This is a genomic window from Streptomyces lothianensis, from assembly GCF_047779955.1.
Lineage (GTDB): Bacteria > Actinomycetota > Actinomycetes > Streptomycetales > Streptomycetaceae > Streptomyces.
This window is the reverse complement of sequence record NZ_JBLMKT010000062.1, coordinates 60,045-71,400: the sequence shown is the minus strand read 5'-3', so window position 1 is coordinate 71,400 and position 11,356 is coordinate 60,045. Positions and strand designations below refer to the sequence as shown.

The following is an 11,356-nucleotide window of genomic DNA, read 5'->3' as shown; positions in this document are numbered from 1 at the left end:
CGGCGCGGGAGCCCGGCGCGGGAGCCCGGCGCGGGAGGCGCGGCGCGGGAGCCCGGCGCGGGAGCCCGGCGCGGGGGGGCGGCGAAGACACCCCCTAGGCCTGCCGCATCTGCTCCGCCGAGGGCGTCGGGTCGATGAAGACCCGGCGCACTGCGGGGAAGCGGGTGCGCAGGCGGCGTTCCGCCTCCTCGCAGGAACGTTCCACGTCCGCCGCCGTGACCACGTCGCGGAAGTCCGCCTTCGCCGCGACGAGGACCTCGCCCGGGCCCTGCACCAGCGTGACCAGGTCGATCACCTGCAGCACATGCGGTACGGCGAGGAGTTCGGCGCGGATCTCCTCACGCATCCGCGGGGGCAGCGAGCGGCCGATCAGGAGTTCGGCGTTGCTGCGGCCCAGGACCCACGCGACCCACACGAGGAGCAGCCCGATCAGGATCGAGGCGACGCCGTCGTACACCCCGGAGCCGGTGAGCTGGCCGCCGAGCAGCCCGCCCGCGGCGAGTGCGAGGCCGATGAGCGCGGCGCTGTCCTCCAGGAAGACGGCCTTGACGGCCGTGTCCGGGGTCCAGCGGACGTACCGCTTCACGCCCACCCGGTGGCGTCGCGCCTCGCGGCTCACCTGACGCCATGCGACGCGCAGGGAGGAGGCCTCCAGGGCGAAGGCGACGGCCAGGACAATGTATGAGACCAGGGGGTCGCCCGGTTCCTCGCCGTGGGTGAGCGTGTGGATCCCGCCGTACACGGCGAAGACCCCACCACCGACGAAGGTGGCGACGGCGGCGAGCATCGCCCAGACATAGCGGGCGCCGCTGTAGCCGAGAGGGTGTGCGTCGTCGGCCGGTTTCCCGCCCGCCTTGAGGGAGGCGAGGAGCATCGTCTCGGTGACCGTGTCGGCGAGGGAGTGGGCTGCCTCGGAGAGCATGGCGCTGGAGCCGCTGATGACTCCGCCGATCGCTTTCGCCACGGCGATTCCGAGGTTGACGAGGACGGCCACGATGACCGTGCCGGTCGACTCGGACTTCTCCGGCGGGGCTGCGTGCTCGCTCATGCAGCGACGGTATGTCCGGTATGAGTTCTGTGCGCGGTCGGCCTCGCGTTCGCAGGGGCCGGAGGTGCCGGCAGGGGCCAGAGGTGCCGGCACGGGCCGGAGGTGCTCAGCGCGGTACCCGTACCACACCTTCCTGGATCACCGAGATCGCCAGCCGCCCGTCCTGGGTGTAGATCCGGGCCTGGCCGAGGCCTCGGCCGCCGGAGGCCGAGGGGGACTCCTGGTCGTAGAGGAGCCATTCGTCGGAGCGGAACGGGCGGTGGAACCACATCGCGTGGTCCAGGGAGGCGCCGACCACGTCGCCCACGGTCCAGCCGCCGCGGCCGTGCGCGAGGAGCACCGAGTCGAGCAGGGTCATGTCGGAGACGTAGGTGGCGAGGCAGACGTGGAGCAGCGGATCGTCGTCGAGTTTGCCGTTGGCCCGGAACCAGACCTGCGAGCGCGGTGCGCGCGGCTCGCCGACGGTTCCGTACGGCGGGGCGTCCACGTAGCGCAGGTCGACCGCGCCGCGTGCCTTGATCATGCGGTCCACGACGCTCGGGTCGATGAAGTTATCCGCGTACCGCGGCAGCATCTCGGCCGCCGTCGGCAGGCTCTCCGGCTCGGGCGCGGGCGGCATCTCCGCCTGGTGCTCCAGGCCCTCCTCGTACGACTGGAAGGAGGCCGAGAGGTGGAAGATCGGCTTGCCGTGCTGGACGGCGACGACCCGGCGTGTGGTGAAGGAGCGGCCGTCGCGGATGCGGTCGACCTCGTAGACGATGGGCGCGCCGGGGTCGCCGGTGCGCAGGAAGTACGCGTGCAGCGAGTGCGCGCCGCGCCCCTCGGGCACGGTGCGGCCCGCCGCGACCAGGGCCTGGGCGGCGACCTGCCCGCCGAAGACCCTGGGCACGAGCGCGGACTGCGACTGGCCGCGGAAATAGTCCTGCTCGATCCGCTCAAGGTCGAGCAGATCGAGCAGGCCCTGCAGTTCTTCGTTCAAGTCGCGAGTCCTGATGCGGGTCCGGATGCGAGTCCTGTGCGAATCCTGTCGGTGGCCCTACAGGCCCATGTCCTTCGCGATGATCGACTTCATGACCTCGCTGGTGCCGCCGTAGATGCGGTTGACGCGGTTGTCCGCGTACAGGCGGGCGATCGGGTACTCGTTCATGAAGCCGTAGCCGCCGTGCAGCTGCAGGCAGCGGTCGATGACGCGGTGGGCGACCTCGGTGCAGAAGAGCTTCGCCGACGCGGCCTCGGCGGGGGTCAGCTCGCCGGCGTCCAGGGCCTCCAGGGCGCGGTCGGCGACGGCCTCGGCGGCGTCCACCTCGGCCTGGCAGGCGGCCAGTTCGAACTTGGTGTTCTGGAAGGAGGCGACGGACTTGCCGAAGACGGTGCGCTCCTGCACGTACTCCTTGGCGAACTTCACCGCGGCCTTGGCCTGGGCGTAGGCGCCGAAGGCGATGCCCCAGCGCTCGGAGGGCAGGTTGCTGCCGAGGTAGTAGAAGCCCTTGTTCTCCTCGCCGAGCAGGTCTTCGACGGGGACCTCGACGTCGACGAAGGCCAGCTCGGCGGTGTCGGAGGTCTTCAGGCCCAGCTTGTCGAGCTTGCGGCCGATCGAGTAGCCGGCGGACTTGGTGTCCACGGCGAACAGGGAGATGCCGAAGCGGCGGTCGTCCTCGCGCGGGGCGGAGGTGCGGGCGCAGACGACGACGCGGTCGGCGTGCACGCCGCCGGTGATGAAGGTCTTGGCGCCGTTGAGGACGTAGTGGGTGCCCGCCTCGTTGAGCTTGGCGGTGGTCTTCATGCCGGCGACGTCGGAGCCGGTGCCCGGCTCGGTCATCGCGAGCGCCCACATCTCCTCGCCGGTGACGAACTTCGGCAGGTAGCGCTTCTTCTGCTCGTCGGTGGCGAGCATCTGGATGTACGGGAGGCCGAGGAGCACGTGGACTCCGGAGCCGCCGAAGGAGACGCCGGCGCGGGCGGTCTCCTCGTACATGATGGCCTCGTACTTGTGCGAGTCGATGCCGGCGCCGCCGTACTCCTCGGGGACGCGGATGCCGAAGACGCCCAGCTCGCCGAGCTTGTAGTAGAAGTCGCGCGGGGCCTGGCCGGCCTCGTACCACTCGTCGTAGACCGGGACGACCTCGTTCTCGATGAACGCGCGGATGGTGTCGCGGAACGCCTCGTGGTCTTCGTTGAATACGGTGCGGCGCACAGAGGTCTCCTTTTACGTCGGTGGGGCGCCCACATTCGTCAAAGGGCCGCACCCTGGCTAAGCGCTTGCTCAGGTTACCGGCCAGTTGGCCTGCGCGTCCAGAGATGTGCGTCACGCCTCGCCCGGGGTCCGCGTCCCCGGCCCGCCCGCGGCCGGCACTTTCGGCCCGCGCGCCCCTACGCGGCCGCGGCCGCGGCCGCGAACGCCCCCAGCGCCAGCCGGTGCAGCAGTCCCGCCATGGCCGCCCGCCCAGGCAGTGCGCCGGGACGGCTCAGATGCGGCGTCGAGTTCAGGAGACCGAAGACCGCGTGGACCGAGGCCCGCGCGTCCGCCTCGACCAGCGTGGGGTAGACCTTCCGTACGACCTCCACCCACAGCTCCACGTACTGCCGCTGCAGCTGGCGCACCAGCTTGCGGTCGCTGTCGCGCAGACGGTCGAGCTCGCGGTCATGGAGGGTGATCAGGGGGCGGTCGTCGAGGGCGAAGTCGATATGGCCCTCGATGAGCGAGTCGAGCACGTCGCGCGGCTCGCCCTCCACCTCGGAGACGCGCCGCTTGCCGCCGGTCAGGAGCCGGCCGCTGATGCCGACCAGGAGTTCGGCGAGCATGGCGTCCTTGCCGGCGAAATGCCGGTAGAGGCCGGGACCGCTGATGCCGACGGCCGCGCCTATCTCGTCCACGCCGACGCCGTGGAAACCGCGTTCGGCGAAGAGGCGCGCGGCCTCCTTGAGGATCTGCTCGCGACGGGTCGCGCCCGCGGCCTTCACCCTCGTCGTACTCATCGCGTACCCGCCCCGGGCCGTGTGACGTCGCTGCTCATGAAGTCATTGTAGACAGCGCGGTTAGCGCTCGTTAACCTGTTGGAAATGGGTTAACGCTCATTAACCACCGTAGGGCGGGGAGCAAGGGGGCTCACCACGATGCAGCAGGCACCCGTACTGGGCAGCGGCGCCGATCCGGCGTCCGAGGCCTGGCGGTCCAACGAGGCGGCGCACCGCGCCCTCGCCGAGGAGCTGCGGTCCAAGCTGGCCGCGGCCCGGCTCGGCGGCGGCGAGCGGTCCCGCGCCCGCCATGTCGCGCGCGGCAAGCTGCTGCCGCGCGACCGCGTGGACACGCTGCTCGACCCGGGCTCGCCCTTCCTGGAGCTGGCCCCGCTCGCCGCGGACGGCCTCTACGGCGGGGACGCCCCGGCGGCCGGTGTGATCGCCGGCATCGGCCGGGTCAGCGGCCGCGAGTGCGTGATCGTCGCCAATGACGCCACCGTCAAGGGCGGCACGTACTACCCGATGACGGTGAAGAAGCACCTGCGTGCCCAGGCCGTCGCCCTGGAGAACCGGCTGCCCTGCCTCTATCTGGTGGACTCGGGCGGCGCCTTCCTGCCGATGCAGGACGAGGTCTTCCCGGACCGCGAGCACTTCGGGCGGATCTTCTACAACCAGGCCCGGATGTCCGGCGCGGGCATCCCGCAGATCGCCGCGGTCATGGGCTCGTGCACGGCCGGCGGCGCCTATGTGCCCGCGATGAGCGACGAGGCCGTGATCGTCCGCGATCAGGGCACCATCTTCCTGGGCGGCCCGCCGCTGGTGAAGGCCGCGACCGGCGAGGTCGTCACGGCCGAGGAGCTGGGCGGCGGCGAGGTCCACTCGCGTACGTCGGGTGTGACGGACCACCTCGCGGAGAACGACGCGCACGCGCTGCGGATCGTACGGAACATCGTCTCGACGCTGCCCGAGCGCGACGCCCTCCCCTGGTCCGTCGAGCCGGCCGAGGAGCCCGAGGTCGATCCGGCCGGGCTCTACGGTGCGGTGCCGGTGGATTCCCGTACGCCCTATGACGTGCGGGAGGTGATCGCCCGGATCGTGGACGGCTCCCGTTTCCAGGAGTTCAAGTCCGAGTACGGCCAGACGCTTGTCACCGGCTTCGCGCGGATCCACGGGCACCCGGTGGGGATCGTCGCCAACAACGGCATCCTGTTCTCCGAATCCGCCCAGAAGGGCGCCCACTTCATCGAGCTGTGCGACCAGCGCGGCATCCCGCTGCTCTTCCTGCAGAACATCTCCGGCTTCATGGTCGGCCGCGACTACGAGGCGGGCGGCATCGCCAAGCACGGCGCCAAGATGGTCACGGCCGTGGCCTGTACGCGGGTGCCGAAGCTGACCGTGGTGGTCGGCGGCTCCTACGGCGCGGGCAACTACTCGATGTGCGGCCGGGCCTATTCGCCGCGCTTCATGTGGATGTGGCCGAACGCGAAGATCTCCGTGATGGGCGGCGAGCAGGCCGCGTCCGTGCTCGCCACCGTCAAGCGCGACCAGATCGAGGGGCGCGGCGAGGACTGGCCCGCCGAGGCCGAGGACGAGTTCAAGGCTCCGATCCGGGCGCAGTACGAGACCCAGGGCAATGCGTACTACGCCACGGCCCGCCTGTGGGATGACGGGGTCATCGACCCGCTCGACACCCGCCAGGTCGTGGGTCTGGCTCTGACCGCCTGTGCCAACGCCCCGCTCGGTGACCCCGAGTTCGGCGTCTTCCGGATGTGAGGGGACCCCTGACGATGTTCGACACAGTTCTGGTCGCCAACCGCGGCGAGATCGCGGTCCGCGTGATCCGTACGCTGCGGGCGCTGGGGATCCGCTCGGTCGCGGTCTTCAGCGATGCGGACGCCGACGCCCGCCATGTCCGCGAGGCCGATACGGCGGTACGGATCGGGCCGCCGCCCGCCGCCGAGTCGTATCTGCGCGTGGACGCGCTGATCGACGCGGCCCGGCGCACCGGTGCGCAGGCCGTGCACCCCGGCTACGGCTTCCTCGCCGAGAACGCGGGCTTCGCGCGGGCCTGCGCGGAGGCGGGCCTTGCCTTCATCGGGCCGCCCGCAGCCGCGATCGACCTGATGGGCGACAAGATCCGCGCCAAGGAGACGGTGAAGGCGGCCGGTGTCCCGGTCGTGCCCGGCTCCTCGGGAAGCGGACTGGGCGATGCGGAGCTGGCCGCCGCCGCGCGCGAGATCGGCGCCCCGGTCCTGCTCAAGCCCTCCGCCGGCGGTGGCGGAAAGGGCATGCGGCTGGTCCGGGACCTCGCGGTGCTCGATGACGAGATCGCCGCGGCCCGGCGCGAGGCGCGGGCCTCCTTCGGCGACGACACGCTGCTCGTGGAGCGCTGGATCGACCGCCCGCGCCATATCGAGATCCAGGTGCTCGCGGACGGCCACGGGAACGTGGTGCACCTCGGCGAGCGCGAATGCTCGCTGCAGCGCCGCCACCAGAAGATCATCGAAGAGGCGCCGAGTGTGCTCCTCGACGAGGCGACGCGGGCCGCGATGGGCGAGGCCGCCGCGCAGGCGGCGCGCTCCTGCGGGTACGCGGGTGCGGGCACCGTGGAGTTCATCGTCCCCGGCGGCGACCCGTCCTCGTACTACTTCATGGAGATGAACACCCGCCTCCAGGTGGAGCACCCGGTCACCGAGCTGGTCACCGGGATCGACCTGGTGGAATCGCAGTTGCGGGTTGCCGCCGGGGAGCCGCTTCCCTTCACCCAGGACGACATCACCCTCACCGGCCACGCGGTGGAGGCGCGGATCTGCGCCGAGGACCCTGCCCGCGGCTTCCTGCCCTCCGGCGGCACGGTGCTCTCGCTGCACGAACCGCAGGGCGACGGCGTACGGACGGACTCCGGGCTCTCGCAGGGCACGGAGGTCGGCAGCCTCTACGACCCGATGCTGTCCAAGGTCATCGCGTACGGGGCCACGCGGGCGGACGCGTTGCGCAGGCTGCGGGCCGCGCTCGCGGACACCGTGACGCTGGGCGTCCAGACGAACGCCGGGTTCCTGCGCCGGCTGCTCGCCCATCCGGATGTGCTGTCCGGGGAGATGGACACGGGTCTGGTGGAGCGGGATGTCGACAGCCTCGTCGACTCCTCCGTACCGGACGAGGTGTACGTCGCGGCGGCGCTGCTGGCGCAGGCCGCTCTCGCGCCGCACGGCCCGTCGGGGGTGCGGGGTGTGCCCTCCGAGTCGGTGGGCACGAGCGCGGAGGCGGCGTCTCCCGGCTGGGTGGACCCGTTCTCGGTGCCCAGCGGCTGGCGCATGGGCGGGAACGCGGCCTGGGTGAGCCATCCGGTGCGGGCACCGGGCCATGACCCGGTGCCGGTCGGCATCCGTGCCGTCGGGGACCGCCACGAGGTCCGCTTTCCGCAGCCCGCCGGTACGGCGGAGGAGGTCTCCCCCGTCCTCGCCCGGCTCACGCACCTCACCCGCACGCACCTCACCCTCGAACTGGACGGCCTCACCCACCGGTTCAGCCGCGCCGCGAGCCCCGACGGCGTCTGGCTCGGGCGGGACGGCGACAGCTGGCACCTCCAGGACCACGACCCGGTGGCGGCCGAGCTGACCGGCGCCGCGCATGCCGGTGCCGATGCCCTGACCGCGCCGATGCCCGGCACCGTCACCGTCGTGAAGGTCGCCGTGGGCGACGAGGTCGCGGCGGGCCAGTCGCTGCTGGTCGTCGAGGCGATGAAGATGGAACACGTCATCTCCGCCCCACACGCCGGCACCGTCACCGAACTCGACGTCACCGCCGGCGCCACGGTCGCGATGGACCAGATCCTCGCGGTCGTCAACCCGGCCGAAGAGGAGGCGTGATGACATCCGCCGAAAGCAGCACCCGCAACAGCAGAACACGCGACGGCAGCACACCTGACAGCAGCACACCCGACGACAGCGCACTGCCCATGGTCGTCCCCGGCCACGGCCTCCCGCCCCGCGTCCGGATCCACGAGGTGGGCGCGCGCGACGGCCTGCAGAACGAGAAGGCGACCGTACCGACCGAGGTCAAGGCGGAGTTCATCCGCAGGCTGGCCGCCGCGGGCCTCACCACCATCGAGGCGACCAGCTTCGTGCACCCCAGGTGGGTGCCCCAGCTCGCCGATGCGGAGGCCCTGTTCCCGCAGGTCAGCGGCGTCGAGGGGGTGGACCTCCCGGTCCTCGTGCCCAATGAGCGGGGCCTTGACCGCGCCCTGGAGCTCGGCGCGCGGCGGATCGCCGTCTTCGGTTCGGCGACCGAGACCTTCTCAAGGAAGAACCTCAACCGCTCGGTCGCCGAGTCGCTCACCATGTTCGAGCCGGTGATCGCCCGCGCGAAGGCACAGCAGGTGCACGTCCGCGGCTATCTGTCGATGTGCTTCGGCGACCCGTGGGAGGGAGCGGTCCCGGTCGGCCAGGTCGTCAGTACGGCCAGGGCCCTCCTGGACCTCGGCTGCGACGAGCTGAGCCTCGGCGACACCATCGGCGTGGCCACCCCCGGCCACGTACAGGCGCTGCTCTCCGCCCTGAACGAGGAGGGCGTGCCCACCGACACCATCGGCGTGCACTTCCACGACACCTACGGACAGGCGCTCTCCAACACGCTCGCAGCGCTGCAGCACGGGGTGACCACGGTGGACGCGTCCGCGGGCGGCCTCGGCGGCTGCCCGTACGCGAAGAGCGCCACCGGAAATCTCGCCACCGAGGATCTCGTGTGGATGCTCGACGGCCTCGGCATCGAAACCGGGGTCGACCTGGCCAAGCTCACCGCCACAAGCGTGTGGCTGGCCGAACGGCTGGGCCGCCCCAGCCCCTCCCGCACCGTCCGCGCCCTCTCCCACCAGGAGTGACCCTCCCTCCCACGAAGAGGGACCTTAAGGAGTGATCAGGGATGTCCCTGGACCACCGTCTTTCCGCCGAACACGAGGAACTCCGCCGCACCGTCGAGGAGTTCGCGCACGATGTCGTGGCCCCGAAGATCGGCGACTTCTACGAGCGGCACGAGTTCCCGTACGAGATCGTCCGCGAGATGGGCCGTATGGGCCTGTTCGGGCTGCCCTTCCCCGAGGAGTACGGCGGCATGGGCGGCGACTACCTGGCGCTCGGGATCGCCTTGGAGGAGCTGGCCCGCGTCGACTCCTCCGTGGCAATCACCCTGGAGGCCGGCGTCTCGCTCGGCGCGATGCCGCTCCACCTGTACGGGACCGAGGAGCAGAAGCAGCAGTGGCTGCCGAAGCTGTGCAGCGGCGAGATGCTCGGCGCCTTCGGGCTCACCGAGCCGGGCGCCGGCTCGGACGCGGGCGGGACCCGCACCACGGCCGTGCTCGACGAGGCGACCGACGAATGGGTGATCAACGGCTCGAAGTGCTTCATCACCAACTCCGGCACGGACATCACAGGTCTGGTCACGGTCACGGCCGTGACCGGCCGCAGCGAGTCCGACAAGCCGCTGATCTCCTCGATCATCGTCCCCTCCGGCACCCCCGGCTTCACCGTCGCCGCCCCGTACTCGAAGGTCGGCTGGAACGCCTCGGACACCCGCGAGCTCTCCTTCGCCGACGTCCGCGTGCCGCGCGCCAACCTGCTCGGTGAACTCGGCCGCGGCTACGCCCAGTTCCTGCGGATCCTCGACGAGGGCCGGATCGCCATCTCGGCGCTCGCGACCGGGCTCGCGCAGGGCTGTGTGGACGAGTCGGTGAAGTACGCGAAGGAGCGGCATGCGTTCGGGAAGCCGATCGGCGCCAACCAGGCCGTGCAGTTCAAGATCGCCGACATGGAGATGAAGGCGCACACGGCCCGCCTCGCCTGGCGGGACGCGGCCTCGCGGCTCGTGCACGGGGAGCCGTTCAAGAAGGAGGCGGCGCTCGCGAAGCTGTACTCGTCGACGATCGCCGTGGACAACGCGCGGGAGGCCACGCAGATCCACGGCGGCTACGGGTTCATGAACGAGTTCCCGGTGGCCCGGATGTGGCGGGACTCCAAGATCCTGGAGATCGGCGAGGGCACGAGCGAGGTGCAGCGGATGCTGATCGCGCGGGAGCTGGGGCTGACAGGCTGACAGGCGGGACTCCCGGCTGACAGGCCGGACTCCCGGCCGGCGGGCCGCACGGCCGGGGGCCGCTGACCCGCCGAAGCGGACCTTAGGTTAGGTTAACCTAAGGTCCGCTTCGTTCGTCCTGAGAAAGCAGCACACGCATGCCCAAGTCCCGCCTGTCCCGGATCTCCCGACGCGGTCTGCTCACCGCCGGTGGCGCCGTCGGCCTCAGCGCCCTCCTGGCCGCCTGTGGTGACGACAAGGGCGGCAAGGGCACGAAGTCGGCCTCGGAAAGCGGAGCCGGATCCGACGGCCCGTTCTCCTTCGAGGACGACCGCGGCACCGAGGTGAAGCTCGACGAGCAGCCGGCGAACATCGTCGCCTTCACCGGCACCGCCGCCGCGCTCTGGGACTACGGCATCAAGGTCAAGGGCGTCTTCGGCCCCACCGAGACCGCCGACGGCATGCCGGACGTCCAGGCCGGCGACATGGACATCAGCAAGGTCGAGATCCTCGGCAACGCGTACGACAAGTTCAGCGTCGAGAAGTACGCGGCCCTCGATCCCGACCTCCTGATCACCGATATGTGGATCAAGGACCAGGCCTGGTACATCACGGGCACCGCCGCCGAGAAGAAGATCCTCCAGTTGCAGGTCCCCTCCGTGCTCCTGTGGGCCGCCGAGACCACCATGGACAAGGCGCTCGCCCGCCGCGTGGAACTCGCCGCCGCGCTCGGCGCCGATGTGAAGTCCGCGAAGGTCACCGAGTCCAAGGCCGCATTCGAGAAGGCGGCGGCCCGGCTGCGCGCGGCCGCGAAGTCCAACCCCGGCATCAGGGTGCTGGTCGGCTCGGGCTCGGCGGACCTGTTCTACGTCTCGGCGCCGAAGACCTCCGCGGACACCCGGTACTTCGAGGAGCTGGGCGTCGAGTTCGTCCAGCCGAAGGTCAACGCGCAGGGCTTCTTCGAGGAGCTCAGCTGGGAGAACGCCGGCAAGTACGAGGCCGACCTCATCATGGTCGACAACCGCACCGGCACCCTCCAGCCCGCCGAGCTCGACAAGTCCAAGCCGACCTGGCAGCAGCTCCCCGCGGTGAAGGCGGGCCAGGTCATCCCACGCGTCACCGAGCCTGTCTACTCGTACGCGAAGTGCACCCCGATCCTGGAGAGCCTCGCGGAGGCCATCGAGAACGCGAAGAAGGTCACCTCGTGAGCGACGCACGTGCGGCGGCCGGACCGCAGACAACGACGAAACCCGCACCTCTGCGCCGCACGGGCGGAGAAGCGAA

The 11,356-nt window shown here is 70.9% G+C and carries 9 protein-coding genes; 5 read left to right on the top strand and 4 right to left on the bottom strand.

Translation table 11 applies throughout. The annotated features are described in order from the left end of the window. Positions 1-94 precede the first annotated feature (94 nt). From ACLF6P_RS21445 to ACLF6P_RS21430, 4 genes are all read right to left on the bottom strand, one after another. A complete protein-coding gene (locus ACLF6P_RS21445; protein ID WP_415952253.1) occupies positions 95-1,048 on the bottom strand; it encodes a cation diffusion facilitator family transporter in 954 nt (317 codons plus the stop codon). A gap of 106 nt (positions 1,049-1,154) precedes the next feature. Then, positions 1,155-2,027, bottom strand: a complete 873-nt coding sequence (tesB, locus tag ACLF6P_RS21440; protein ID WP_415952252.1) for an acyl-CoA thioesterase II — start codon at positions 2,025-2,027, stop codon at positions 1,155-1,157. Positions 2,028-2,084: 57 nt separating this feature from the next. Beyond that, positions 2,085-3,242 (bottom strand): acyl-CoA dehydrogenase family protein, encoded by a 1,158-nt coding sequence (locus ACLF6P_RS21435; RefSeq protein ID WP_415952251.1) that lies wholly within the window; start codon positions 3,240-3,242, stop codon positions 2,085-2,087. Between the two features lie 176 nt (positions 3,243-3,418). Then, positions 3,419-4,024, bottom strand: a complete 606-nt coding sequence (locus ACLF6P_RS21430) for an SACE_7040 family transcriptional regulator (protein WP_415952250.1) — start codon at positions 4,022-4,024, stop codon at positions 3,419-3,421. A gap of 138 nt (positions 4,025-4,162) precedes the next feature. Between ACLF6P_RS21430 and ACLF6P_RS21425 the strand changes: the two genes are divergently transcribed. The 5 genes from ACLF6P_RS21425 (at position 4,163) to ACLF6P_RS21405 (ending at position 11,280) form a co-directional block, all read left to right on the top strand. Next, complete coding sequence (locus ACLF6P_RS21425) at positions 4,163-5,779, top strand: carboxyl transferase domain-containing protein (protein WP_415952249.1); 1,617 nt, start codon at positions 4,163-4,165, stop codon at positions 5,777-5,779. A gap of 14 nt (positions 5,780-5,793) precedes the next feature. After that, positions 5,794-7,875: an acetyl-CoA carboxylase biotin carboxylase subunit gene (locus ACLF6P_RS21420; protein WP_415952248.1), complete on the top strand. Its 2,082-nt coding sequence runs from the start codon at positions 5,794-5,796 to the stop codon at positions 7,873-7,875. Between the two features lie 89 nt (positions 7,876-7,964). Further along, positions 7,965-8,885 carry a hydroxymethylglutaryl-CoA lyase gene (locus tag ACLF6P_RS21415; RefSeq protein ID WP_415952259.1) on the top strand — a complete coding sequence of 307 codons (921 nt, stop codon included), beginning with the start codon at positions 7,965-7,967 and terminating at the stop codon, positions 8,883-8,885. A gap of 41 nt (positions 8,886-8,926) precedes the next feature. Next, positions 8,927-10,093 (top strand): acyl-CoA dehydrogenase family protein, encoded by a 1,167-nt coding sequence (locus ACLF6P_RS21410; protein WP_415952247.1) that lies wholly within the window; start codon positions 8,927-8,929, stop codon positions 10,091-10,093. A gap of 137 nt (positions 10,094-10,230) precedes the next feature. Further along, positions 10,231-11,280, top strand: a complete 1,050-nt coding sequence (locus tag ACLF6P_RS21405) for an ABC transporter substrate-binding protein (RefSeq protein WP_415952246.1) — start codon at positions 10,231-10,233, stop codon at positions 11,278-11,280. Positions 11,281-11,356: the final 76 nt, after the last annotated feature.